Annotated in this window: 22 protein-coding genes; 17 read left to right on the top strand and 5 right to left on the bottom strand. The window is 70.5% G+C overall.

Annotated features, from left to right (window positions below; translation table 11 throughout):
• Window positions 1-7: 7 nt before the first annotated feature.
• Entirely contained in the window at window positions 8-286 is a 279-nt protein-coding gene (locus tag ACFWU9_RS09665) for a hypothetical protein (RefSeq protein WP_384316092.1), read from the bottom strand.
• 244 nt (window positions 287-530) lie between these two features.
• Window positions 531-1,256, bottom strand: a complete 726-nt coding sequence (locus tag ACFWU9_RS09660; protein ID WP_384316090.1) for an exonuclease domain-containing protein — start codon at window positions 1,254-1,256, stop codon at window positions 531-533.
• Window positions 1,257-1,449: 193 nt separating this feature from the next.
• Here ACFWU9_RS09660 and thrS point away from each other — a divergent pair, with 193 nt between their 5' ends.
• A complete protein-coding gene (thrS, locus tag ACFWU9_RS09655; RefSeq protein WP_384316088.1) occupies window positions 1,450-3,432 on the top strand; it encodes a threonine--tRNA ligase in 1,983 nt (660 codons plus the stop codon).
• Between the two features lie 54 nt (window positions 3,433-3,486).
• Here the strand turns inward: thrS and ACFWU9_RS09650 are convergent, their stop codons facing one another.
• Entirely contained in the window at window positions 3,487-4,200 is a 714-nt protein-coding gene (locus tag ACFWU9_RS09650; protein ID WP_384316086.1) for a potassium channel family protein, read from the bottom strand.
• A gap of 66 nt (window positions 4,201-4,266) precedes the next feature.
• On the opposite strand from ACFWU9_RS09650, the gene ACFWU9_RS09645 reads away from it, so the two are divergent.
• Window positions 4,267-4,833 carry an HIT family protein gene (locus ACFWU9_RS09645; protein WP_384316084.1) on the top strand — a complete coding sequence of 189 codons (567 nt, stop codon included), beginning with the start codon at window positions 4,267-4,269 and terminating at the stop codon, window positions 4,831-4,833.
• A 10-nt stretch (window positions 4,834-4,843) separates the two neighbouring features.
• Here the strand turns inward: ACFWU9_RS09645 and ACFWU9_RS09640 are convergent, their stop codons facing one another.
• Both ACFWU9_RS09640 and ACFWU9_RS09635 read right to left on the bottom strand, forming a co-directional pair.
• Window positions 4,844-6,499, bottom strand: a complete 1,656-nt coding sequence (locus ACFWU9_RS09640; RefSeq protein ID WP_384316082.1) for a hypothetical protein — start codon at window positions 6,497-6,499, stop codon at window positions 4,844-4,846.
• A gap of 166 nt (window positions 6,500-6,665) precedes the next feature.
• Window positions 6,666-8,879, bottom strand: coding sequence for an elongation factor G-like protein EF-G2 (locus ACFWU9_RS09635; RefSeq protein ID WP_384316080.1), 2,214 nt, complete (start codon window positions 8,877-8,879; stop codon window positions 6,666-6,668).
• Window positions 8,880-9,107: 228 nt separating this feature from the next.
• Between ACFWU9_RS09635 and pgsA the strand changes: the two genes are divergently transcribed.
• The 15 genes from pgsA (at window position 9,108) to ACFWU9_RS09560 (ending at window position 24,787) form a co-directional block, all read left to right on the top strand.
• Window positions 9,108-9,818 (top strand): phosphatidylinositol phosphate synthase, encoded by a 711-nt coding sequence (gene pgsA, locus ACFWU9_RS09630; RefSeq protein WP_384316078.1) that lies wholly within the window; start codon window positions 9,108-9,110, stop codon window positions 9,816-9,818.
• Window positions 9,815-10,768, top strand: a complete 954-nt coding sequence (locus ACFWU9_RS09625) for a phosphatidylinositol mannoside acyltransferase (protein ID WP_384316076.1) — start codon at window positions 9,815-9,817, stop codon at window positions 10,766-10,768. The genes pgsA and ACFWU9_RS09625 overlap by 4 nt, the downstream gene beginning before the upstream one ends.
• Complete coding sequence (locus tag ACFWU9_RS09620; RefSeq protein WP_384316074.1) at window positions 10,765-11,928, top strand: glycosyltransferase family 4 protein; 1,164 nt, start codon at window positions 10,765-10,767, stop codon at window positions 11,926-11,928. The genes ACFWU9_RS09625 and ACFWU9_RS09620 overlap by 4 nt, the downstream gene beginning before the upstream one ends.
• Before the next feature lie 115 nt (window positions 11,929-12,043).
• Window positions 12,044-12,586: a hypothetical protein gene (locus ACFWU9_RS09615; RefSeq protein WP_384316072.1), complete on the top strand. Its 543-nt coding sequence runs from the start codon at window positions 12,044-12,046 to the stop codon at window positions 12,584-12,586.
• A 148-nt stretch (window positions 12,587-12,734) separates the two neighbouring features.
• Window positions 12,735-13,649, top strand: coding sequence for a pyridoxal 5'-phosphate synthase lyase subunit PdxS (gene pdxS / locus ACFWU9_RS09610; protein ID WP_384316070.1), 915 nt, complete (start codon window positions 12,735-12,737; stop codon window positions 13,647-13,649).
• Window positions 13,639-14,250: a pyridoxal 5'-phosphate synthase glutaminase subunit PdxT gene (gene pdxT, locus ACFWU9_RS09605; RefSeq protein ID WP_384316068.1), complete on the top strand. Its 612-nt coding sequence runs from the start codon at window positions 13,639-13,641 to the stop codon at window positions 14,248-14,250. Before pdxS ends, pdxT begins: the two co-directional genes overlap by 11 nt.
• A gap of 62 nt (window positions 14,251-14,312) precedes the next feature.
• Window positions 14,313-15,065 carry a YebC/PmpR family DNA-binding transcriptional regulator gene (locus ACFWU9_RS09600; protein WP_329389879.1) on the top strand — a complete coding sequence of 251 codons (753 nt, stop codon included), beginning with the start codon at window positions 14,313-14,315 and terminating at the stop codon, window positions 15,063-15,065.
• 186 nt (window positions 15,066-15,251) lie between these two features.
• Window positions 15,252-15,809, top strand: a complete 558-nt coding sequence (gene ruvC / locus ACFWU9_RS09595) for a crossover junction endodeoxyribonuclease RuvC (RefSeq protein WP_384316066.1) — start codon at window positions 15,252-15,254, stop codon at window positions 15,807-15,809.
• Window positions 15,806-16,432: a Holliday junction branch migration protein RuvA gene (gene ruvA / locus ACFWU9_RS09590; RefSeq protein WP_384316064.1), complete on the top strand. Its 627-nt coding sequence runs from the start codon at window positions 15,806-15,808 to the stop codon at window positions 16,430-16,432. Before ruvC ends, ruvA begins: the two co-directional genes overlap by 4 nt.
• A gap of 116 nt (window positions 16,433-16,548) precedes the next feature.
• Complete coding sequence (gene ruvB / locus ACFWU9_RS09585) at window positions 16,549-17,655, top strand: Holliday junction branch migration DNA helicase RuvB (protein WP_384316062.1); 1,107 nt, start codon at window positions 16,549-16,551, stop codon at window positions 17,653-17,655.
• 164 nt (window positions 17,656-17,819) lie between these two features.
• Complete coding sequence (yajC, locus tag ACFWU9_RS09580; protein WP_384316060.1) at window positions 17,820-18,317, top strand: preprotein translocase subunit YajC; 498 nt, start codon at window positions 17,820-17,822, stop codon at window positions 18,315-18,317.
• Between the two features lie 144 nt (window positions 18,318-18,461).
• Complete coding sequence (gene secD, locus ACFWU9_RS09575) at window positions 18,462-20,240, top strand: protein translocase subunit SecD (protein WP_384316058.1); 1,779 nt, start codon at window positions 18,462-18,464, stop codon at window positions 20,238-20,240.
• Between the two features lies 1 nt (window position 20,241).
• The gene (secF, locus tag ACFWU9_RS09570) at window positions 20,242-21,381 is read left to right on the top strand and encodes a protein translocase subunit SecF (RefSeq protein ID WP_384316056.1); all 1,140 of its coding nucleotides are present in this window, start codon (window positions 20,242-20,244) and stop codon (window positions 21,379-21,381) included.
• Window positions 21,378-21,923 carry an adenine phosphoribosyltransferase gene (locus ACFWU9_RS09565; RefSeq protein ID WP_384316054.1) on the top strand — a complete coding sequence of 182 codons (546 nt, stop codon included), beginning with the start codon at window positions 21,378-21,380 and terminating at the stop codon, window positions 21,921-21,923. The genes secF and ACFWU9_RS09565 overlap by 4 nt, the downstream gene beginning before the upstream one ends.
• Before the next feature lie 206 nt (window positions 21,924-22,129).
• Window positions 22,130-24,787 (top strand): RelA/SpoT family protein, encoded by a 2,658-nt coding sequence (locus ACFWU9_RS09560; RefSeq protein ID WP_384316052.1) that lies wholly within the window; start codon window positions 22,130-22,132, stop codon window positions 24,785-24,787.
• Window positions 24,788-24,861: the final 74 nt, after the last annotated feature.

Below are 24,861 nucleotides of genomic sequence, written 5' to 3'. Positions count from 1 at the left end.
GGAGCTGTCAAGGGCGGTCGTGCGGATCGCGCATCCGCACGCCGCGCTTGTGTAGGCGCAGACGTACTGTCTCCGGATCGACCTTCAGTCGGTCGGCAATACGGGCGGTCGACATGCGCTGATGGATGTAGAGGTGCTCGGCCTGATCCATATCCGCATCGGTGAGCCGACGCCAGCGAGGTGTGATGCTGTTGCGCTTCAGGATGGCACTCACTGTCTGACGCTTGATGCCGAAGCGCTCAGCAAGCTGGTAGGCAGTAGCTCCTGCCTCGTATGCCTCGACCAACTCCGCAATCTGGGCGTCCTTGAGGCGCTTCGTAACACGGCGCACTGGCTTCGGCTCACGCTTGATTGGCGGAGCCTCAGGCCCCGGCAGACTCCCAAGTAGGTTTTGCAGGGCTTGCAGCGTGTACCTCGTGTTCCGGTGAGGCCCACCGTCCCCCACCGGGAGAGGCCGGTCCGTCGATGACGGACCGGCCTCGCTGTTGTCGGGCCCGCCCCGGCCGCCGTGTCGGCGTACGGGTGAACGGTCAGGCCACGACCGGCATTTGAGGCCGCATCGGCCATGTGGGGTCGCTCGACACCCGTGGGCCGCCGCGCGTGAACCACTCCTGCCGGCCGCGTGACTGGGCCGCGTGCCAGCCCGCCTGCCGGGCGTGCAGCTGGGCCGCGGTGAGCTGCTGTGTCGTGGTGGCGAACCGGCGCCCGAGCGAGCGGACCACCTCCAGCGCCGCCGCCGCGTCGGCCGCGGCGTCGTGCGAGCCGTCCAGCACCACCCCGTACAGGGAGCAGAGATCGATCAGCCGCCGCCGGCCCTTGCGGACGGGATCGAGATGCCGGTCGAGCACACTCGGGTCCAGTACGCACAGAGGGGCGTTCTCCAGATAGCGGGCCAGTGAGGAGCTGCGGTGGCGCCGCATCTCGCGGTCGAGCAGCGTCAGGCCGAAGGGCGCGTTCATCACCACCAGCGGCCGGCCCGCCATGCAGTGCTCGGCCAGACCGCGCCCGACCTCCTCGATCACCGGCGCCGGCCAGCGGCCCGAGCGCTGGACCAGCGCGTCGGTGAGGCCGTGCACCTCGGTCGCCCCGGGCGGCACCGGTATCCCCGGATTGACCAGCCAGCGGGTGACCCGGGCGCGGGCGCCCGATATGTCCTGGACGACGAGGGCGGCCGAGACGATCCGGTCCTCCTCGGCGTCGGTACCTGTCGTTTCGATGTCGAATGCGGCCAGGGGGCCCTCGTACCAGTGCGTCATCCCCGAACTCCTCGCACACGCTTGGCAGATGGCATCCGGCCGACCGCCCGAATCGGTGATACCCGCACCCTTTGCGCCGTACGCCGGAGATGGCGGCACAATTCATCCGTTTAGCGAGTGGCCCCTCCGGCTCGGTACGATTCCCGTCGCGTACGGAAACGAGCCTGCGCGCCCCGTGAGTCAGGAGAGACCGGTGTCAGATGTCCGCGTGACCATCGAACGCGATTCCGAGCGGGAAGAGCGCGTGGTGACGACGGGCACTACGGCGGCCGACCTCTTCCCCGGTGAGCGCACCGTGATCGCCGCCCGCGTCGGCGGCGAGCTCAAGGACCTCTCCTACGAGGTCGCGGACGGCGAGAGCGTCGAGCCGGTGGAGATCTCGTCCGAGGACGGCCTGAACATCCTGCGCCACTCCACCGCGCATGTCATGGCGCAGGCGGTGCAGGAGCTCTTCCCCGAGGCCAAGCTGGGTATCGGTCCGCCGATCAAGGACGGCTTCTACTACGACTTCGACGTCGCCGAGCCCTTCACCCCCGACGACATCAAGGCCGTCGAGAAGAAGATGCAGGAGATCCAGAAGCGCGGCCAGCGGTTCTCCCGGCGGGTCACCACCGACGAGGACGCCCGGGTCGAGCTGGCGGACGAGCCGTACAAGATCGAGCTGATCGGGCTCAAGGGCAAGGCCGCCGACGCCGCCGAGGGCGCCTCGGCCGAGGTCGGCGCGGGTGAGCTGACCATCTACGACAACCTCGACGCCAAGACCGGCGAGCTGTGCTGGAAGGACCTCTGCCGGGGTCCGCACCTGCCCACCACCCGTAACATCCCGGCCTTCAAGCTGATGCGCTCCGCCGCCGCCTACTGGCGCGGCAGCGAGAAGAACCCGCAGCTCCAGCGGATCTACGGCACCGCCTGGCCGTCCAAGGAGGAGCTCAAGGCCCACCTCGACTTCCTCGCCGAGGCCGAGCGCCGCGACCACCGCAGGCTGGGCAGTGAGCTGGACCTGTTCTCCTTCCCCGACGAGCTGGGCTCGGGGCTCGCGGTCTTCCACCCCAAGGGCGGGGTGATCCGCAAGGAGATGGAGCAGTACTCGCGCCACCGCCACGAGGTGTCCGGGTACGAGTTCGTCAACACCCCGCACATCTCGAAGAAGAAGCTCTTCGAGACCTCGGGACATCTGCCGCACTACGCGGACGGCATGTTCCCGCCCATGGAGTTCGACGGCCAGGACTACTACCTCAAGGCCATGAACTGCCCGATGCACAACCTGATTTTCAAGGCGCGCGGCCGGTCCTACCGCGAACTGCCCCTGCGCCTGTTCGAGTTCGGCACGGTCTACCGGTACGAGAAGTCCGGCGTCGTGCACGGTCTCACCCGCTCCCGCGGCTTCACCCAGGACGACGCGCACATCTACTGCACCAAGGAGGAGATGCCGCAGGAGCTGGACTCCCTGCTCACCTTCGTGCTGGAGCTGCTGCGCGACTACGGCCTCTCGGAGTTCGAGCTGGAGCTGTCCACCCGCGACCCCGAGTCGGACAAGTTCATGGGTGAGGACGAGGAGTGGGAGGAGGCCACGGCCGCGCTCCAGCAGGCCGCCGACAAGCAGGGCCTGCCGCTGGTCCCCGACCCGGGCGGCGCCGCGTACTACGGGCCCAAGATCTCCGTACAGGCCAAGGACGCCATCGGCCGGTCCTGGCAGATGTCGACCATCCAGGTCGACTTCCAGCAGCCGAAGCGGTTCGAGCTGGAGTACACCGCGTCCGACGGCACCAAGCAGCAGCCGGTCATGATCCACCGGGCGCTGTTCGGCTCGATCGAGCGGTTCTTCGCCGTGCTCCTCGAACACTACGCGGGCGCGTTCCCGGCCTGGCTGGCCCCCATCCAGGCGGTCGGCATCCCGATCGGCGACGCGCACGTGCCCTACCTCCAGGAGTTCGCCGCGCGGGCGAGGGCCGAGGGGCTGCGGGTCGAGGTCGACGCGTCGGCGGACCGGATGCAGAAGAAGATCCGCAACCACCAGAAGGCCAAGACACCGTTCATGATCATCGCCGGTGACGAGGACGTCGCCAACGGCGCGGTGTCCTTCCGCTACCGGGACGGTACGCAGAAGAACGGCATCCCGGCCGACGAGGCGCTCGCCGAGCTGCTGGACGTCGTGGAGCGCCGCGTACAGGTCTGAGACTCCCCGGCCGCTCCGCCGCAGCTTCAGGTCCGCGACGGCCTCCGGGAGGCGTCAGCTTCCCGGAGGCCGTTCCACGCCCGCTCCCCGGTCTCCCTCGTCGCCTCCCTCCGCCGTCCTCGCGCGGTCCTCCCGGTCGAAGACCTGGATGAGCCACGAGGAGAACGAACCGGTCACCGCGCCCAGCAGCGCCAGACCGCAGACCATCAGAAAGACCGCGAACAGCCGGCCGAGCGGTGTCACCGGTGTGACATCGCCGTACCCGACCGTGGTGATCGCCGAGCAGGCCCACCACACCGAGTCCCCGAAGGTCCGGATGGTGGCTCCCGGGGCGCCGCGCTCCTGCTGGTAGACCGCCAGCGAGGCGGCGAGGCTGAGCAGGAAGGCCGTCACCCCCGCGTACGACATCACCCGCCCGTACAGGCTCAGCCGCGGCCGGTCGCGGCGGCGCTGGAGCGTCACGTATGTGCTCACGATCCGCACCGGGCGCAGCAGGGGCAGCAGCAGGACGACCGTGTCGAGCCAGTGCGTCGTCACGAAGCGCGCGCCCCGGCCGCTCAGCACCAGACGGACCGCGTAGTCGACCGCGAACAGTGCCCAGATCGCGAGGAGGACCCCGAGCGCGACATCGCCCGGGAGAGGGTCGTGCCTGTGGTTCAGCACCAGGACCGCGTAACAGGCGAGGAAGAGCGGCGAGGCGATGAGCAGGGGCAGTTCGAGGCGCCGCTCCCACGCGCGCAGGCGGTTCGCCCGGTTCCGGACATGCATCGCGCCAGCATGGCCGGGGTGTGTACGGGGCGGGCCCGGCGACACGCGCCGGCGGGCCGAAGTCATATGCTGCACAGCATGACGAGTGAGCCGGAGCAGCAGATCGGAGTGGGCACCCCGGACGCGTTCCAGCGCCTGTGGACGCCCCACCGGATGGCCTACATCCAGGGTGAGAACAAGCCCACCAGTCCGAACGCGGGCGACGGCTGCCCCTTCTGCTCGATCCCGCTCAAGTCCGACGAGGACGGCCTCGTCGTCGCGCGCGGCGAGTCGGTGTACGCGGTGCTGAACCTGTATCCGTACAACGGCGGCCATCTCCTGGTCGTGCCGTTCAGGCACGTCGCCGACTACACGGAGCTGGACGGCGCCGAGACCGCCGAACTGGCCGAGTTCACCAAGCAGGCGATGACCGCGCTGCGGACGGCCTCCGGGGCGCACGGCTTCAACATCGGGATGAACCAGGGAACAGTCGCGGGGGCCGGTATCGCCGCCCATCTGCACCAGCACGTCGTGCCGCGCTGGGGCGGCGACGCCAACTTCATGCCGGTCGTCGCCCGTACCCGGGTGCTGCCCCAACTCCTGGCCGACACCCGGGTGATGCTCGCCGACGCCTGGCCGAAGGCGGCCTCGTAGCCCTCCCTCGCTACGCGTCGTACACGTCGGCCTTCTTCGGTGACGGGTCCTGGACCGCGCCGCTGAGGGAGGAGGAGCGGCTGCCGAAGCGCGCGGTGTCCACGCCGTTCTCCTCCAGGACGCGCAGGGCCGCCGTGTGCGCCACCCGCAGCACGGGCGTGGCCGCGCGCATCGCGTCGTCGGCCATGAAGCGGTGGCGCCACGGCTTGTCCGCCCAGGCGTGCCGCAGACCGAACGGCTCGGGCAGGACGAGCTTGCCGCCGAGGAAGTCGAGGATCGGCGGGTACCAGGTGAACGGCGCGCGGACCGCGAGCCGCACCGCCTCCTTCGCCTCCACCAGCGGCAGACTGCGGGTCGTGGTCTCCCAGAACCGGACCGTCTTGGCCACGGTGACCGTCTTCGGCGACGGCTTCGAGAAGAAGAGCGGGTTCACCGGCCCCAGCGCGTGACCCGTCACCTCGATACGCAGGGTCTCGTGCAGGACCGTCACCGTGATCATCATCGTGATGATCAACTGGCCGTCCCACAGCACGAACTGCACGCCCAGATAGTGCCGGTCACCCGCGCCGAACTGCTGGTGGTTGCAGATGCGCTGTATCTCGTGCGGCTTGACCTGGTAGGCCTCGACGTCCTGGCCCTCGGGCCTGCTGACCGAACCGGCGTTCTCGCCGACCGGCCGGACGATCCAGTGCTTCACCTCGGGCTTGGGGAAACCACCCGAGTTGAGCGGGCCGCGCTCCAGCATCTTCAGCTGGTCGTGCATCGCCCGTATCACGTCGTAGCTGCGGAACTGGTGGATCTCCTTGGTGGGGTCCTTGGGGACCAGATCCTCGGCGAGCTGCCAGCTGCCCCACCGGGTGCCCATGCCCAGTATCCCCTTGGGCCCCGCGTAGAAGACCGCGTTGGAACGCTGCTCCGCCGTCAGCTTCTCCAGGCTGTGCCGCAGTTCCTCCCGCGCGGTCTCGTCGGGATGTCCGGGCACCGCCTCGGGCACCTTGGCGCCCACGCCGCCGCCCGACAGGAGATCGCTCCACCGGGCGCGCAGGTCCTTCGCCGTCGTCTCGCAGATCCGCTTGGCCACCACCCACCCGATGACGGGTGCGATGATCACGCCGCGCAGATACCAGCCGAGGAAACCCGTGAACGGCAGCGCGACCAGGAAGACCACGGCCAGCGCGGCGGCGCCGAGCAGCAGCGCGCCGCCGATCGCGCCGGCCTTCTTGTCCTTCGACCCGGCCAGCGTCCTGCGCAGCTGGAAGACACCGATCCACAGCAGCGTCCCCGGCAGGAACAGCAGACCGAAGACGACCGCCACCACCGTGAGCCGGGTGTCGCGCTCCTTACGGATGCGGGTCGCCGCCAGACAGTGCTCGACCACCGACTGCGGTTCCGTGCCGAACGACTGGATGAGCGCGCCACGGCCGCCACCCAGCATCCGCGTCTGCACCGCGCGCGAGAACGCCTCACCCAGATTCGGCTCGAAGAGCGACACCTTGCCCTTCTTCACCGTCGACTTGTGCCACTCGCTGTCGGCCTCGAGGATCTGCTCGATGGAGCTGTCGCGGTACGCCGCCGAGGCCAGGGCATGCGTCGCCGCCGTCTGCCCCGCCGACCCCTGGAGCGGAACCTGAGCTCCCGGAGAGAAATCGAATCCGTCCTGCGCCACTGTCCGCCCCCATCGCCGCGAGCATCCGCTGCTGCGCCCTGTTCCCAACTACCGTGCCCCGCACACCTGCTGAGCTGGGGCGCACCACAGCGTAACCCGGGGCACACACTCCGCGTCAGGGAGAAACCCGCCGCGTCCCCCGTGGCTCCCGCGCCCCGCGCGCCGCTCAGGCCACCACCTCGGCGGCGGCGCTCTCCCGGATACGGTCGGCCACCTGGGCCGGCATCGCCTCGTGCCGGGCGTACGCGCGGCTGAACCGGCCCGTGCCGTGCGAGACCGAGCGCAGATCGATCGCGTAACGGCCGATCTCGATCTCCGGCACCTCGGCCTGGACGACCGTCCGCCCCGCCCCGGCCCGATCGGTGCCGACCACCCGGCCGCGCCGTCCCGACAGATCGCTCATCACGGGGCCCACGTACTCGTCGGGCACCACCACCTCCACGGAGGCCACCGGCTCCAGCAGTTCGATACGCGCCCGGGCCGACGCGTCGCGCAGCGCCAGCGCGCCGGCCGTCTGGAAAGCGCCGTCCGAGGAGTCCACCGAGTGCGACTTCCCGTCGACCAGCGTCACCCGCACGTCGACCAGCGGATGCCCGGCGGCGACACCGCGCGCCGCCTGCGCCCGTACGCCCTTCTCCACGGCCGGGACGAACTGCCGGGGCACCGCGCCCCCCACGACCCTGTCGACGAACTCGACGCCGGAGCCGGCGGGCAGCGGATCGACCTCGATCTCGCAGATCGCGAACTGGCCGTGGCCGCCGGACTGTTTGACGAGCCGGCCGCGCCCCGTCGCCCGCTCGCCGAAGGTCTCCCGCAGCGGCACCTTGTGCGGTACGACGTCGACCTGGACGCCGTACCGGTCGCGCAGCCGCTCCAGGGCCACGTCCACGTGCGCCTCGCCGAGACACCACAGGACGACCTGGCCGGTGGCCGGGTTCTGCTCCAGGCGCATCGTCGGATCCTCGGCGGCCAGCCGCGCGAGGCCCTGCGACAGCCTGTCCTCGTCCGACGTGCTGTGCGCCCGCACGGCGAGCGGAAGCAGCGGGTCGGGCATCGTCCACGGCCGCATCAGGAGCGGGTCGTCCCGGGCGGAGAGCGTGTCCCCGGTCTCGGCGTGCGACAGCTTCGCCACACACGCCAGATCGCCCGCGACGCAGCTGCCGAGGACCCGCTGCCGCTTGCCGAAGGGCGCGGAGAGCGCGCCGATCCGCTCGTCCACGTCGTGGTCCTCGTGCCCGCGGTCGGCGAGCCCGTGCCCGGAGACGTGCACCGTCTCGTCGGGCCGCAGGGTGCCGGAGAAGACCCGGACCAGGGAGAGCCGCCCCACGTACGGGTCGGACGCCGTCTTGACCACCTCGGCGACCAGCGGGCCGTCCGGGTCGCAGCCGGGCCGCGGGCGGGCGGAGCCGCGCGGGGTGGTCACCTCGGGCGCCGGGCGCTCCAGCGGGGTGGGGAAGCCCCGGGCGATCAGTTCGAGCAGCTCGACCGTGCCGAGGCCTTGGCGCGCCCCGTCGGCGGCCGGGGCCGCCGCGAGGACGGGATGGAAGACACCGCGGGCGACGGCCTTCTCCAGATCGTCGACGAGCGTCTTCTCGTCGATCTCACCGCCGCCCAGATAGCGCTCCATCAGGGTCTCGTCCTCGCTCTCGGCGATGATCCCCTCGATCAGCCGGTCCCGCGCCCCGTCGATGAGCGGCAGCCGCCCGGGGTCGGGCGCCAGCACCTCGCGGGAGCCCGACGAGTAGTCGTATGTCTGCCGCGTGAGCAGTCCGGTGAGCCCGGTGACCGGCGCGTGCCCGTCGGGGCCCGGCGCGCCGTACACGGGGAGATACAGGGGCAGGACGGCGTCGGGGTCGTCGCCGCCGAAGATCCCGCCGCAGACGTCCGTCAGCTCGTCGAAGCCCGTGCGGGCGGTCTCCAGATGCGTCACGACGATCGCGCGCGGCATACCGACGGCGGCGCACTCCTCCCACATCGCGCGGGTGGCGCCCGCGACGGCCTCCGCCTCCTGGGCGGCCGAGACGACGAAGAGGGCCGCGTCCGCCGCGCGCAGACCGGCCCTCAGCTCCCCGACGAAATCCGCGTAGCCGGGGGTGTCCAGCAGATTGATCTTGCACCCTCCCCACTCCAGGGGGACGAGGGAGAGCTGTACGGAACGTTGCTGCCGGTGCTCGATCTCGTCGTAGTCCGAGACGGTGCCGCCGTCCTCCACACGGCCCGCCCGCGTGAGAGCCCCGGCGCTCAGCGCCAGGGCCTCGACCAGAGTCGTCTTGCCGGATCCGCTGTGGCCGACCAGCGCCACGTTCCGTACGGAGGAGGGCCGGTCGGCCGTTGCCGCCCTGCCGGCGGCCCCGGGATGTCCGTTGGCCTTGTCGCCCATGATCATGCCTCCCGATCGATCGCACGGTGAGGAGTCGGCGCGGGCGGTGGGGGCCGCGCGTGGCAGCTCCTGCGATGCCCACGGTGGTCCTTCGAGCTTTCCACTCGCGTCGGCCCGCGTCCATACGTCGGTCACCGCGCCGGGTGCGCACCCCGCCCCGTCCGGCGCGGGCGCGCGTTCCGGTCGAGGTGGGCGCCCCGGCGGTGGAGGCCCGCGGTCCTGGCTACGATGGGCCAGCCGGTGGCCGTTGGGGCCGCCTGCCCAACGACCGTCGGGAAGGCCATGCTGAACAAGTACGCGCGTGCATTCTTTACGCGTGTCCTCACCCCGTTCGCCGCGTTTCTGCTCCGCCGGGGGGTGAGTCCCGACGCTGTGACGCTGATCGGCACCGTGGGAGTGACGGCGGGAGCGCTGATCTTCTACCCCCGGGGAGAGTTCTTCTGGGGCACGATCGTCATCACGCTCTTCGTCTTCTCCGACCTCGTCGACGGCAACATGGCGCGGCAGGCCGGGATCTCCAGCCGGTGGGGGGCCTTCCTCGACTCCACGCTCGACCGGGTCGCCGACGGCGCCGTCTTCGGCGGCTTCGCGCTCTGGTACGCGGGGACGGGCGACAACAACGTGCTCTGCGCCGTGGCCATCTTCTGTCTGACGAGCGGCCAGGTCGTCTCGTACACAAAGGCGCGCGGCGAGTCCATAGGGCTGCCGGTGGCGGTCAACGGGCTCATCGAGCGCGCCGAGCGTCTTGTCATCTCGCTGGTGGCCGCCGGTCTCGCGGGAATGCACAAGTTCGGGGTGCCCGGTATCGACATCCTGCTGCCGATCGCGCTGTGGGTGGTGGCCGCCGGAAGTCTGGTGACGCTCGGTCAGCGTGTGGTGACCGTACGGCGTGAGTCCGCCGAGGCGGACGCGGCCAGGGCGAGCGGACCCGCTTCATGAGCGGCGGGCGGGACCGGATCGTCGACGCCCTCTACGGGCTCGGCTGGAGCACCGTCAAGACGCTCCCCGAACCGGCGGCCGTCGCCCTCGGCAGGACCGTCGCGGACACCGTCTGGAGGCGGCGCGGCCCGAACGTGCTGCGGCTCGAGTCGAATCTGGCCCGCGTGGTGCCGGACGCGGGTCCCGAGCGCCTGGCCGAACTGTCCAAGGCCGGTATGCGCTCGTACACGCGGTACTGGATGGAGTCGTTCCGGCTGCCCGTCTGGAGCGCGGAGCGGGTGCGGGACAGCGTCGAGGTCAAGGACTTCCACCTCCTGACGGAGGGTCTGGACAGCGGGCGGGGCGTCGTGTTGGCCCTGCCGCACATGGCCAACTGGGATCTGGCCGGGGCCTATCTGACCCGGGGGCTGGGCGTTCCTTTCACCACCGTGGTGGAACGGCTCAAGCCCGAGTCGCTCTTCGACCGTTTCGTCGAATACCGCGAGAGCCTCGGTATGGAGGTGCTGCCGCACACCGGGGGCACCGCCTTCGGGACGCTCGCCCGACGGCTGCGCTCCGGCGGCCTGGTCTGTCTGGTCGCCGACCGCGACCTGTCCGCGTCCGGCGTCGAGGTGACGTTCTTCGGCGAGAAGACCCGGATGCCGGCCGGGCCCGCGCTGCTCGCGCAGCAGACCGGGGCGCTGCTGCTGCCGGCGTCGCTCCACTTCGACGGGCCGAAACTCATGCGGGGACGGGTGTATCCGGCCGTCGAGGTGCCGGCGACAGGTAAACGGGCCGAGAAGTCGTCTGTGATGACACAGGCCGTCGCGGACAAGTTCGCCGTCGGCATCGCCGAGCACCCGGAGGACTGGCACATGCTGCAACGTCTCTGGCTCGCCGACCTCGACCCCCGTCCCGGCACGACCGAGGGGGCCGGCGGAGGCGCCGAGAAGGTCGGTGGGACCGGGTGAAGATCGGCATCGTCTGCCCGTACTCCTGGGACGTGCCCGGCGGAGTGCAGTTCCACATCAGGGATCTCGCGGATCATCTGATCCGGCTCGGCCACGAGGTCTCGGTGCTCGCGCCCGCCGACGAGGAGACGCCCCTGCCGCCGTTCGTGGTCTCCGCGGGCCGGGCCGTGCCCGTGCCGTACAACGGCTCCGTCGCCCGGCTGAGCTTCGGCTTCCTGGCCGCCGCCCGGGTACGGCGCTGGCTGCACGACGGCACCTTCGACGTCATCCACATCCACGAACCCACCGCGCCCTCGCTCGGGCTGCTCGCCTGCTGGGCGGCGCAGGGACCCATCGTCGCCACGTTCCACACGTCGAACCCGCGCTCGCGCGTGATGCTCGCCGCGTATCCGATCCTCCAGCCGGCGCTGGAGAAGATAAGCGCACGGATCGCGGTCAGCGAGTACGCCCGGCGCACCCTCGTCGAGCATCTGGGCGGCGACGCCGTCGTCATCCCCAACGGGGTCGATGTCGACTTCTTCGCCAGGGCCGGGGTCAACCCCGACTGGCAGGGCCGCACGCTCGGCTTCGTCGGACGCATCGACGAGCCGCGCAAGGGCCTGCCGGTGCTGATGAAGGCCCTGCCGAGGATTCTCGAGGCGTTCCCCGACACGAGGCTCCTCGTCGCCGGGCGCGGCGACGAGAAGGAGGCGGTGGAGTCACTCCCCGAGGAGATGCGCGACAGCGTCGAATTCCTCGGCATGGTGAGCGACGAGGACAAGGCGCGGCTGCTGCGCAGTGTGGATCTGTACGTGGCGCCCAACACCGGGGGAGAGAGCTTCGGCATCATCCTGGTCGAGGCGCTGTCGGCGGGCGCGGCGGTGCTGGCGAGCGACCTGGACGCGTTCGCGCAGGTCCTCGACCAGGGCACGGCGGGCGAGCTGTTCGCCAACGAGGACGCGGACGCGCTGGCGGAGTCGGCCATACGGCTGCTGGGCGACCAGCGGCGCCGTAAGGAGCTGGGCGAGCGCGGCAGCGCGCACGTGCGGCGCTTCGACTGGTCGACGGTGGGCGCGGACATCCTCGCCGTCTACGAGACGGTGACCGACGGGGCCGCGTCGGTGGCCACCGACGAACGCGTGGGCCTGCGCGCCCGCTTCGGCCTGGCGGTCCGCGACTGACACGCCCTTCCAAGGAGGGCGCTCCGGCCGGGCCCACGGGTCCGGCCGGCCGCCGCCGGAACGGGGACGGTACGGGGTGGCGTAAGGGCCCCCGGCCACCAGTAGCCTGCCATGCGTGACCGAAACCCTGATCTGGATCCTTGTCGCGCTCGTGGCGATCGGCCTCTATCTCAGCTGGACCGCCGGCCGCCTCGACCGACTCCACTCGCGGATCGACGCGTCACGGGCCTCCCTCGACGCCCAGCTGCTGCGCCGTGCCTCGGTCGCGCAGGAGCTGGCCACCGCCGGTCTCCTCGATCCCGCGGCCTCGATCGTGCTCTACCAGGGCGCGCACGCCGCGCGCCAGGCCGAGGACGACCAGCGTGAAGTGGCCGAGAGCGAGCTGAGCGAGGCACTGCGGGCCGTCTTCGGAGAGGTCGCGCAGGTCGAGGCGGTACGGGAGGCCCCGGGCGGGGACGAGGCCGCGGACGAGCTGGCCGCCGCCGTACGCCTCGTCCCGATGACCCGGCGGTTCCACAACGACTCCGTACGCGCGGCCCGCGCCCTGCGCAGGCACCGTACGGTCCGCCTGTTCCGGCTCGCCGGGCACGCGCCCTTCCCGCTCGCCTTCGAGATGGACGACGAGCCACCGGTGGCCCTGGCCAACCGCCCCGCCTGAGGCCCGGCCCCCCGAGCAGGCCGGATTCCCGGTGGAGCCGCCACGAGAACGATCCACAGGCCTTCCATTGGCCCTTGCTGTGGACTGGTCCGGAGAGGTTTCCTCACCTCATCAACCGCATCAGCAACAGTCACAGTGAGGTCGTTCCGTGTCCAGCACGCTTATCCCCAGCAGCCAGACCCCCGAGACCGGCACCGCCCGCGTGAAGCGCGGCATGGCCGAGCAGCTCAAGGGCGGCGTGATCATGGATGTGGTCACGCCGGACCAGGCGAAGATCGCCGAGGACGCCGGAGCGGTCGCCGTGATGGCGCTGGAGCGTGTACCCGCCGACATCCGTAAGGACGGCGGCGTCGCGCGGATGTCCGACCCCGACATGATCGAGGGCATCATCGAGGCCGTCTCGATCCCGGTGATGGCCAAGTCCCGCATCGGCCACTTCGTGGAGGCCCAGGTCCTCCAGTCCCTCGGCGTCGACTACATCGACGAGTCCGAGGTCCTGACCCCGGCCGACGAGGTCAACCACTCGGACAAGTGGGCCTTCACCACGCCGTTCGTCTGCGGCGCCACCAACCTGGGCGAGGCCCTGCGCCGTATCGCCGAGGGCGCGGCCATGATCCGCTCCAAGGGCGAGGCCGGCACCGGCAACGTCGTCGAGGCCGTCCGTCATCTGCGCCAGATCAAGAACGAGATCGCCCGGCTGCGCGGCTACGACAACAACGAGCTGTACGCCGCCGCGAAGGAGCTCCGCGCCCCGTACGAGATCGTCAAGGAGGTCGCCGAGCTGGGCAAGCTGCCCGTCGTGCTCTTCTCCGCGGGCGGAGTGGCCACCCCGGCGGACGCCGCGCTGATGCGCCAGCTCGGCGCCGAGGGCGTCTTCGTCGGCTCCGGCATCTTCAAGTCCGGCGACCCCGCCAAGCGCGCCGCCGCCATCGTCAAGGCCACCACCTTCCACGACGACCCCAAGGTCGTCGCGGACGCCTCCCGCAACCTCGGCGAGGCCATGGTCGGCATCAACATCGACACCCTGCCCGCGTCCGAGCACTACGCCAACCGTGGCTGGTGACCAGGGCGCCGCGCGCTCACCGCTGATCGGCGTCCTGTCGCTCCAGGGCGACGTACGGGAGCATCTGGCCGCCCTGGCGGCGGCCGGCGCCGCGCCCACGACCGTACGGCGGCCGGACGAACTGGCCGCCGTCGAGGGCCTGGTGATCCCCGGCGGCGAGTCGACGACCATGTCCAAACTGGCCGTCCTCTTCGGGATGCTGGAGCCGCTGCGCGAGCGCGTACGCGCCGGGATGCCCGTCTACGGCACCTGCGCCGGACTGATCCTGCTCGCCGAGAAGATCCTCGACCCGCGCTCCGGACAGGAGACCGTCGGGGGCATCGACATGATCGTCCGCAGGAACGCCTTCGGCCGGCAGAACGAGTCCTTCGAGGCGGCCGTCGAGGTCGCGGGTGTGGGACCGGGCCCCGTGGACGGTGTCTTCATCAGGGCGCCCTGGGTCGAGTCGGTGGGCGCCGGCGTGGAGGTGCTGGCCGAGCACGGCGGGCATGTCGTCGCCGTACGGCAGGGCAACGCCCTCGCGACGTCGTTCCACCCCGAACTCACCGGCGACCACCGTCTGCACGGCTTCTTCACGCAGATGGTGCGCTCCGCGCGGTGAGGGGATCCCGGTAGGATCTCTGCCGAACGGAGCAGGATTGGTTACGCGAAGGAGACAGGCAGATGTCCGGCCACTCTAAATGGGCTACGACGAAGCACAAGAAGGCCGTGATCGATGCCAAGCGCGGCAAGCTCTTCGCGAAGCTGATCAAGAACATCGAGGTCGCGGCCCGTACCGGGGGCGCCGACGTCGACGGCAATCCGACCCTCTTCGACGCCATCCAGAAGGCGAAGAAGAGCTCGGTGCCGAACAAGAACATCGACTCGGCCGTCAAGCGCGGCGCCGGCCTGGAGGCCGGTGGCGCCGACTACGAGACGATCATGTACGAGGGCTACGGACCCAACGGTGTCGCCGTGCTCATCGAGTGCCTGACCGACAACCGCAACCGTGCCGCGTCCGACGTCCGCGTCGCGATGACCCGCAACGGCGGCTCGATGGCCGACCCCGGCTCCGTGTCCTACCTGTTCCACCGCAAGGGTGTCGTGATCGTCCCCAAGGGCGAGCTGGGCGAGGACGACGTCCTCGGCGCCGTTCTCGACGCGGGCGCCGAGGAGGTCAACGACCTGGGCGAGTCCTTCGAGGTGCTCAGCGAGGCCACCGACCTGGTCGAGGTCCGCACCGCGCTCCAGCAGGCCGGCATCGACTACGACTCCGCCGACACCAACTTCGTGCCGACCATGCAGGTCGAGCTGGACGAGGACGGCGCGCGGAAGATCTTCAAGCTGATCGACGCGCTGGAGGACAGCGACGACGTGCAGAACGTCTTCGCCAACTTCGACGTCTCGGACGAGGTCATGGAGAAGGTCGACGCCTGACGTCCGGCGGCGGACACGAGCCGTCGCAGGCGTCAACCCGGCTGTACGCGGCGGGCCGACGGGGACACACCTCCCGTCGGCCCGCCGCGTTGTCGGCGGCGACCGATACTGTGCTGATCAGGGGTTCTGACTCACCGGCAGAACGTGTGATCGAGCGGGACCGAGAGTGTGAGGGGGAGGGGCGCGATGCGGGTACTGGGCGTGGACCCCGGACTGACGCGGTGCGGTGTCGGCGTCGTCGAGGGCGTCGCGGGACGCACGTTGACGATGCTCGGCGTCGGTGTGGTGCGCACACCCGCCGACGCGGACCTCGGATCGCGCCTCGTCGCCATCGAGCGGGGAATGGAAGCGTGGCTGGACGAGCACCGGCCCGAACTGGTCGCCGTGGAGCGGGTGTTCAGCCAGCACAATGTCCGTACGGTGATGGGGACGGCCCAGGCCAGCGCCGTCGCCATGCTCTGCGCCGCCCGCCGCGGCATCCCCGTCGCCCTGCACACCCCCAGTGAGGTCAAGGCCGCCGTCACGGGCAGCGGGCGCGCCGACAAGGCACAGGTCGGTGCCATGGTGACCCGGCTGTTGAGGCTGGACGCCCCGCCGAAACCGGCCGACGCCGCCGACGCCCTCGCCCTCGCCATCTGCCACATCTGGCGCGCCCCCGCCGTCAGCCGTCTCCAGCAGGCGCACGCCGCGGCGAAGGCGTCCCGCCCCGCCGGCCACGTACCCGTACGGAAGGTTCCCCGATGATCGCCTTCGTCAGCGGCCCGGTGGCCGCCCTCGCCCCGACCTCCGCGGTGATCGAGGTCGGCGGTGTCGGCATGGTGGTCCAGTGCACCCCGGCCACCCTCGCCGGACTGCGGCTCGGTGAGGAGGCGAGGATCGCCACGTCGCTGGTCGTCCGGGAGGACTCGCTCACGCTGTACGGCTTCGCCGACGACGACGAGCGCCAGACGTTCGAGCTGCTCCAGACCGCCAGTGGCGTCGGTCCCCGGCTGGCCCAGGCGATGCTCGCGGTGCACGCGCCCGACACCCTGCGTGTCGCCGTCGCCACGGGCGACGAGAAGACGCTGACGGCCGTCCCGGGCATCGGCAAGAAGGGCGCGCAGAAGCTGCTGCTGGAGCTGAAGGACCGGCTCGGCGAGCCCCTCGGCGCCCCCATCGGCAGACAGGGGATCGGCGCCACGGTCCCCACCGCCTGGAACGATCAGCTGCACTCGGCGCTGATCGGTCTCGGTTACGCGACGAGGGAGGCCGACGAGGCGGTCGCCCTGGTCGCCCCCCAGGCGGAGGCCGCGATCGAGGCGGGCGAGGCCCCCGCCGTACCGCGACTTCTGCGGGCGGCGCTCCAGTCGCTGAACCGCACACGCTGACCCGGCCACGCCGGCGCCCGCGGGCAGGACGGGCCCGCGACCGCCGCCGGGCCCGCGCCGGAGCCGAACTCCACGGGAGCGTCCAGGGACGTCCCGATTCCATGAGGTGAGCCACAGTGAACTGGGACGACAGCAGCAAGGCGACGCCGGGAGGCGGCCCTCCGCCGACGGACGCGGCCGACGGGCCCGACCGGCTCGTCGCCGCGTCCGCCGACGGCGAGGACCAGGCGGTCGAGGCGGCGCTGCGGCCCAAGTCGCTCCACGAGTTCGTCGGGCAGGAGCGCGTACGGGAACAGCTCGACCTCGTCCTGAAGGCGGCCCTCGCCCGGGGCGCCACCGCCGACCACGTCCTGCTGTCGGGCGCGCCCGGCCTCGGCAAGACCACCCTCTCCATGATCATCGCGGCCGAGATGGGCGCCCCGATCCGCATCACCTCGGGCCCCGCCATCCAGCACGCGGGCGACCTCGCCGCGATCCTCTCCTCCCTCCAGGAGGGCGAGGTCCTCTTCCTCGACGAGATCCACCGGATGTCCCGGCCCGCCGAGGAGATGCTCTACATGGCCATGGAGGACTTCCGCGTCGACGTCATCGTCGGCAAGGGCCCCGGCGCCACCGCCATCCCGCTGGAGCTGCCGCCCTTCACCCTGGTCGGCGCCACCACCAGGGCGGGCCTGCTGCCGCCCCCGCTGCGCGACCGGTTCGGCTTCACCGCGCAGATGGAGTTCTACGAGCCCGCCGAGCTGGAACGGGTCATCCACCGCTCCGCCCACCTCCTCGACCTGGAGATCGACGCGGACGGCGCCGCCGAGATCGCCGGGCGCTCCCGGGGCACGCCCCGTATCGCCAACCGTCTGCTGCGCCGGGTGCGCGACTACGCGCAGGTCAAGGCCGAGGGATACATCAACCGGGACATCGCCTCCGTCGCCCTGCGGGTGTACGAGGTCGACGAACGGGGCCTGGACCGGCTCGACCGGGCGGTGCTCCAGGCCCTGCTCAAGCTCTTCGGCGGCGGCCCGGTCGGCCTGTCGACCCTCGCCGTCGCGGTGGGGGAGGAGCGCGAGACGGTCGAGGAGGTCGCCGAGCCCTTCCTCGTACGGGAGGGGCTGCTCGCGCGTACTCCCCGTGGCCGGGTGGCGACGCCCGCCGCATGGGCGCATCTGGGGCTGACCCCACCCCCGCGGAGCCCAGGCGCAAGCGGACAACCGGGGCTGTTCGGGGCGTGAGCGCACGGGCACTCGCCCCGGCAGGAACCCCGGTGCCATGCTGGGCGTTGTTCCATTGATGCGGACTCGCTTAGACTCCGCCGATGCCGCCCGTAACGGTCGGCAACCGCCCCCCGTATATCAGGCCGCTCGACAGCGCGGTCGTGCGAAGGAAGTTCCCTCCCGTGAGTCTCGTGACCCTCCTCCCCTTCATCGTGCTCATCGGGGCCATGTTCCTGATGACCCGGTCCGCCAAGAAGAAGCAGCAGGCGGCTGTGCAGATGCGCAATGAGATGCAGCCCGGCACAGGTGTCCGGACGATCGGGGGCATGTACGCCACCGTCAAGGAAGTTCACGAGGACACGGTCCTCCTGGAGGTCGCGCCGGCCGTCCACGCCGTGTACGCGAAGAACGCCATTGGCGCCGTCCTGACGGACGACGAGTACAACCGCATCGTCCACGGCGACGAGGAGGAGTTCGAGGTCGACGGCCACGTCGTGCCCGACGACGCCTCCTCGCTGGTGGACGACGACGTCTCGAAGATCGACCTGGGCAAGAAGGACAGCCCGGAAGACGCCGAGGCCGAGGCCGCCGTCGACGCGACCAAGGTCGATGTCGACGCCGAGAAGGAGTCGGTCGAGCCCAAGGACGGCAAGGCCGACGGCGAGAGCGGCGCGAAGTAGTCCCGTCCGGTCCCGCACCGCGCCCCCGGGCGCACCGCGGTCCCCGGACGACGTCGGCATTCGCGTGGGCACGTCCCCACAACACTTCGTTGCCGCTCCGTCGCTCACCCGGCGTGGGGCGGTTGGACAGGGAGAAACGAAAAGGTGGCAGCACCTCAGAAGGGCCGAAGGCAGACGGGGGCCCCGGGAAAGCCGGGGCGCACCCTGATCCTGTTCCTGATCGCGATGATCGCCCTCGTCGGCGGGATGTTCGGGGCCGGTGAGCTCACACCGCGCCTCGGTATCGACCTCGCCGGCGGCACGACCATCACGCTCAAGGCCAAGAGCTCGCCCGGTCAGGCGAACGCGGTCAACGAGACCAACATGAACACCGCGGTCGGCATCATCGAGCGTCGTGTCAACGGTCTCGGCGTTCAGGAGGCCGAGGTTCAGACCCAGGGATCCGACAACATCATTGTCAACATCCCCAAGGGCACGAACTCGCAGCAGGCTCGTGAGCAGGTCGGCACCACCGCTCAGCTGTACTTCCGGCCGGTCCTGACCCTCGGACCGGGCGACCCCGCCGCGCAGCAGCCGCCGCCGGACGCGAACCCGTCCCCGAGTGCCGGTTCCAGCGAGAGCCCGAGCCCTTCCGGGAGCGAGAAGCCGAAGGAGACCGCCTCCCCTTCGGGTGACAGCGACCCCAGTCCCTCGGAGACGACCCAGGGCCGCCCCCTGACGGACGATCTGAAGGCCGACGCGTCGCCCACGCCGAGCGGCTCGGCCGACGACAAGCCCAGTCCCTCGCCGAGCGAGCCCGCGACACCGCCCGCGGACCCCGCGACGGAGAAGCTCCAGGCGGACTTCGCGGCGCTCGACTGTACGAACGAGAAGGCGCGCGGCGTCCTCGGCGACACCGCCAAGCCGGACCAGCCGACCCTCGCCTGCGGTGAGAACGACGGCGTGTGGGAGAAGTACGTCCTCGGCCCGGCCGAGGTGGGCGGCAAGGACGTCGACGACGCCAACGCCACCATCAACCAGCAGACCGGCCAGTGGATCGTCCAGATGGACTTCACGGGCGGCGGCTCGAAGAAGTTCCAGGCGATCACCAGCAAGCTCTCGCAGCAGCAGGCGCCGCAGAACCAGTTCGCCATCGTTCTCGACGGCGAGGTCGTCTCCGCGCCCTCGGTGCGCCAGACGCTGAGCGCCAACGCCGAGATCTCCGGCAACTTCACCCAGGAGTCCGCGCAGGACCTGGGCAACATCCTGTCGTACGGCGCGCTCCCCCTGACCTTCCAGGAGGAGACCGTCACCACGGTCACCGCCGCTCTCGGCGGTGAGCAGCTGCACGCCGGTCTGATCGCGGGCGCCATCGGCCTCGCACTGGTGATCATCTACCTGGTGCTCTACTACCGGGGCCTCGCCATGATCGCCATCGTCAGCCTGCTGGCCTCGGCCGTCATGACGTACGCGATCATGACCCTGCTCGGACCAGGTATCGGCTTCGCCCTCAACCTCCCCGCGGTGTGTGGTGCGATCGTTGCGATCGGTATCACGGCAGACTCGTTCATCGTGTACTTCGAACGAATCCGTGACGAGATCAGAGAAGGCCGTACGCTGCGGCCGGCCGTCGAACGGGCCTGGCCGCGTGCCCGGCGCACGATCCTGGTGTCCGACTTCGTGTCGTTCCTCGCCGCGGCCGTGCTGTTCACCGTCACCGTCGGCAAGGTGCAGGGCTTCGCGTTCACGCTGGGCCTCACCACGGTCCTCGACGTCGTCGTGGTGTTCTTCTTCACGAAGCCGATCATGACCCTGGTCGCCCGCACGAAGTTCTTCTCGCGCGGCGGCTCCTGGTCCGGTCTCGACCCGAAGCGCCTCGGAGCGAAACCACCGCTGCGCCGCACCCGCCGTTTCAGCGCCCCCACCGACCCGAAGGAGGCGTGAGATGTCGCGACTCGGCGATCTCGGCGCCCGGCTCTACCGCGGCGAAGTCGGTTACGACTTCGTCGGGAAGCGGAAGTTCTGGTACGCGCTCTCGATCCTCATCACCATCACGGCCATCGCGGGCCTGGCGGTACGAGGGCTCAACATGGGCATCGAGTTCAAGGGCGGTGCCGTCTTCAACACCCCCAAGACGAGCATCTCCGTGTCGGAGGCCCAGGAGCACGCGGAAGCGGCGTCCGGCCATGACGCGATCGTGCAGAAGCTCGGCAACGGCGGCCTGCGTATCCAGGTCACCGAGCTGAACACGGCGCAGGCCGACAAGACGCAGACCCAGCTCTCCGAGGACCTGAACATCCCCAAGGAGAAGATCAACGCCGACCTGGTCGGGCCGAGCTGGGGCGAGCAGATCGCCAACAAGGCCTGGACGGGACTCGGGATCTTCATGATCCTGGTGGTGATCTATCTGGCGATCGCCTTCGAATGGAGAATGGCGGCCGCCGCGCTCATCGCGCTGATCCATGACCTCACGATCACCGTCGGTGTGTACGCGCTGGTCGGCTTCGAGGTCACACCGGGCACGGTGATCGGTCTGCTGACCATTCTCGGTTACTCCCTCTACGACACGGTCGTGGTCTTCGACAGCCTCAAGGAGGGGTCGAAGGACATCACCAAGCAGACGCGCTTCACCTTCAGCGAGGTGGCCAACCGCAGCATCAACTCGACCCTGGTGCGTTCCATCAACACCACCGTGGTCGCGCTGCTGCCGGTCGCCGGTCTGCTCTTCATCGGTGGCGGGTTCCTCGGCGCCGGCATGCTGAACGACATCTCGCTGTCGCTCTTCGTCGGCCTCGCGGCCGGCGCGTACTCGTCGATCTTCATCGCCACTCCGCTGGTCGCCGACCTCAAGGAGCGCGAGCCGCAGATAAAGGCACTGAAGAAGCGCGTGCTGGCCAAGCGGGCAGCCGCCGCGGCCAAGGGCGAGTCGGCCGACGCCGTGCAGGAGGACTCGGACGAGCCGGGTGACGACGAGCCGCACGACGAGGTGGTGGCGCCCCGCGCCGCCACGCCCGCCGCCGCGGTCGCGGGTCCCCGGAGCCACGGCGGCCGTGGCAGGGGCCGCCCTTCGGGGAAGCGTCGATGATCGACGACAGCACGAAGGAGCTGCTGCTCAGCCGTATCCGCGATGTGCCCGACCATCCGAAGCCGGGGGTGATGTTCAAGGACATCACCCCGCTGCTCGCGGACCCGAAGGCCTTCACGGCGCTCACCGACGCGCTCGCCGAGCCGGTCGTACGGCACGGGGCCACGAAGATCGTCGGTCTGGAGGCGCGCGGCTTCATCCTGGCCGCGCCGGTCGCGGTCCGCGCGGGCATCGGCTTCATCCCCGTCCGCAAGGCGGGGAAGCTGCCCGGGGCGACGCTGTCGCAGACGTACGACCTGGAGTACGGCAGCGCCGAGCTGGAGATCCACGCCGAGGACCTCCAGGAGGGCGACCGCGTCATCGTCATCGACGACGTGCTCGCCACCGGCGGCACCGCCGGGGCCTCGGTCGAACTGGTACGCCGGGCCGGCGCCGACGTGGTGGCCGTGGCCGTCCTGCTGGAGCTGGGCTTCCTCGGCGGCAGGGCCCGTCTGGAGCCCCATCTGCGGGACGCTCCGCTGGAGGCCCTGATCACGGTCTGAGCACCTCCGCCGCTACCTGGCAAAACCGAATAAAACGGACACCCCGGGAATTCCGCCCGGGGCGTCCGCGTTCTCACACTCGTCACCTCGGAAACTCTCCATGTCCCCGCGCCGTCAACGGTCCCGTGAGCAGCCGCGGCACGAGGTCGATACCATGGCCGTTCCGCACCCGACCGGGGGACCCCGGAAACCCACGAGGAGCGCTCTTGCCGGACGAGGCCCAGCCACTCGCCGCCGCCCAGCCCGATCCCCACACAGACCAGGCCATGGCGGCGCCTGCCCCGCCGCAGGATCAGGCGGACGGGTCGAGGACGGCTGCGCGGACGTCTGCCGAGCGCGACGGGTCCGGGCCGGGCGGCTCCGAGCACGGGACCACCCGGCACGAGAGCTCCGACCGCTCCGACCGCAACGCGTCCGAGCCCGTGCGGAGCCCGTCGAAGCCGGTGGACCCGGCTCCCGCCCCACCCTCCGCAGCCGCGGCCGGACCCGGCTCCGCCGCCAAGAGCCGGCTCCCGGTCCCCGTCACCGCGCCGAAGCCCCCGCCGGCCGCCCCCTCGCGCACCGGCGGCTCCTCCAACCGCGTACGCGCCCGGCTGGCCCGCCTCGGTGTGCAGCGCTCGTCGCCGTACAACCCGGTCCTCGAACCGCTGCTGCGGACCGTACGGAGCAACGACCCCAAGATCGACACCGCCGTCCTGCGCCAGATCGAGCGCGCCTACCAGGTCGCCGAGCGCTGGCACCGGGGCCAGAAGCGCAAGAGCGGCGACCCGTACATCACGCACCCCCTCGCCGTGACCACGATCCTCGCCGAGCTGGGCATGGACCCGGCCACCCTGATGGCGGGGCTGCTGCACGACACCGTCGAGGACACCGAGTACGGCCTGGACACCCTGCGCAAGGACTTCGGCGACCAGGTCGCCCTCCTCGTCGACGGCGTCACCAAGCTCGACAAGGTCAAGTTCGGCGAGGCCGCCCAGGCCGAGACCGTACGCAAGATGGTCGTCGCGATGGCCAAGGACCCCCGGGTTCTCGTCATCAAGCTCGCCGACCGGCTGCACAACATGCGCACCATGCGCTACCTCAAGCGGGAGAAGCAGGAGAAGAAGGCCCGCGAGACGCTGGAGATCTACGCGCCGCTGGCCCACCGCCTGGGTATGAACACCATCAAGTGGGAGCTGGAGGACCTCGCCTTCGCGATTCTCTACCCCAAGATGTACGACGAGATCGTCCGGCTCGTCGCCGAGCGGGCCCCCAAGCGCGACGAGTATCTGGCCATAGTGACCGACGAGGTCCAGTCCGATCTGCGCGCCGCCCGGATCAAGGCGACCGTCACCGGCAGGCCGAAGCACTACTACAGCGTCTACCAGAAGATGATCGTGCGGGGCCGGGACTTCGCCGAGATCTACGACCTGGTGGGCATCCGGGTCCTCGTCGACACGGTCCGCGACTGCTACGCGGCGCTCGGCACCGTCCACGCCCGGTGGAATCCGGTCCCGGGGCGGTTCAAGGACTACATCGCGATGCCCAAGTTCAACATGTACCAGTCGCTGCACACGACGGTCATCGGGCCCAGCGGCAAGCCGGTCGAGCTCCAGATCCGTACGTTCGACATGCACCGCCGCGCCGAGTACGGCATCGCCGCGCACTGGAAGTACAAGCAGGAGGCCGTCGCCGGAGCCTCCAAGGTCCGTACCGACGTCCCCAGGAACACCGGCAAGGGCGGCCAGGACACCGTCAACGACATGGCGTGGCTGCGCCAGCTGCTCGACTGGCAGAAGGAGACCGAGGACCCCAGCGAGTTCCTGGAGTCCCTGCGCTTCGACCTCTCGCGCAACGAGGTCTTCGTCTTCACGCCCAAGGGCGACGTCATAGCGCTGCCCGCCGGGGCCACCCCCGTCGACTTCGCCTACGCCGTCCACACGGAGGTCGGCCACCGCACCATAGGGGCGCGGGTCAACGGCCGGCTCGTCCCCCTCGAATCGACCCTCGACAACGGCGACCTGGTGGAGGTCTTCACCTCCAAGGCGTCGGGCGCGGGCCCCTCACGGGACTGGCTGGGCTTCGTCAAGTCGCCCCGGGCCAGGAACAAGATCCGCGCGTGGTTCTCCAAGGAACGCCGCGACGAGGCGATCGAGCACGGCAAGGACGCCATCGCCAAGGCGATGCGCAAGCAGAACCTGCCGATCCAGCGGATCCTCACCGGCGACTCCCTCGTCACGCTCGCGCACGAGATGCGCTACCCCGACATCTCCTCGCTCTACGCGGCGATCGGCGAGGGCCATGTCGCCGCGCAGGGCGTCGTCCAGAAACTCGTCCAGGCGCTCGGCGGCGAGGAGGCCGCCAACGAGGACATCGCCGAGAGCGCGCCGCCCTCGCGCGGACGCTCCAAGCGCCGCTCCAGCAGCGACCCCGGCGTGGTCGTCAAGGGCGTCGAGGACGTGTGGGTGAAGCTCGCCCGCTGCTGTACCCCGGTCCCGGGCGACCCGATCATCGGCTTCGTCACCCGTGGCAGCGGCGTCTCCGTCCACCGCGCGGACTGCGTCAACGTCGACTCGCTCTCGCAGCAGCCCGAGCGGATCCTCGAAGTCGAGTGGGCGCCCACCCAGTCCTCCGTCTTCCTCGTCGCCATCCAGGTCGAGGCGCTCGACCGGTCCCGGCTGCTCTCCGACGTCACCCGGGTCCTCTCCGACCAGCACGTCAACATCCTGTCGGCGGCGGTCCAGACCTCCCGCGACCGGGTCGCCACCTCCCGCTTCACCTTCGAGATGGGCGACCCGAAGCACCTCGGACATGTGCTGAAGGCCGTACGGGGTGTGGAGGGCGTGTACGACGTCTACCGCGTCACCTCGGCCCGCAGGCCCTAGGACACCCGGCGACGGAGCGCGAGCGGCCCGGCGGTGACTCCCACCGCCGGGCCGCTCCCTCGTAAGCGCGCGGT

It is taken from the genome of Streptomyces sp. NPDC058653, from assembly GCF_042716895.1.
Classification (GTDB): domain Bacteria; phylum Actinomycetota; class Actinomycetes; order Streptomycetales; family Streptomycetaceae; genus Streptomyces.
This window is presented reverse-complemented; position numbering and strand designations above follow the sequence as displayed.

Bases quoted from the DNA above. Each gene is read 5' to 3' on its own strand.
- ACFWU9_RS09625 (WP_384316076.1), top strand. From the start codon at position 9,815: ATGAGCGGCGGGCGGGACCGGATCGTCGACGCCCTCTACGGGCTCGGC.
- ACFWU9_RS09650 (WP_384316086.1), bottom strand. From the start codon at position 4,200: ATGCATGTCCGGAACCGGGCGAACCGCCTGCGCGCGTGGGAGCGGCGC.
- ACFWU9_RS09660 (WP_384316090.1), bottom strand. From the start codon at position 1,256: ATGACGCACTGGTACGAGGGCCCCCTGGCCGCATTCGACATCGAAACG.
- ruvA (WP_384316064.1), top strand. From the start codon at position 15,806: ATGATCGCCTTCGTCAGCGGCCCGGTGGCCGCCCTCGCCCCGACCTCC.
- ACFWU9_RS09635 (WP_384316080.1), bottom strand. From the start codon at position 8,879: ATGGGCGACAAGGCCAACGGACATCCCGGGGCCGCCGGCAGGGCGGCA.
- secF (WP_384316056.1), top strand. From the start codon at position 20,242: ATGTCGCGACTCGGCGATCTCGGCGCCCGGCTCTACCGCGGCGAAGTC.
- ACFWU9_RS09645 (WP_384316084.1), top strand. From the start codon at position 4,267: ATGCTGCACAGCATGACGAGTGAGCCGGAGCAGCAGATCGGAGTGGGC.
- ACFWU9_RS09600 (WP_329389879.1), top strand. From the start codon at position 14,313: ATGTCCGGCCACTCTAAATGGGCTACGACGAAGCACAAGAAGGCCGTG.
- ACFWU9_RS09565 (WP_384316054.1), top strand. From the start codon at position 21,378: ATGATCGACGACAGCACGAAGGAGCTGCTGCTCAGCCGTATCCGCGAT.
- pgsA (WP_384316078.1), top strand. From the start codon at position 9,108: ATGGGCCAGCCGGTGGCCGTTGGGGCCGCCTGCCCAACGACCGTCGGG.
- ruvC (WP_384316066.1), top strand. From the start codon at position 15,252: ATGCGGGTACTGGGCGTGGACCCCGGACTGACGCGGTGCGGTGTCGGC.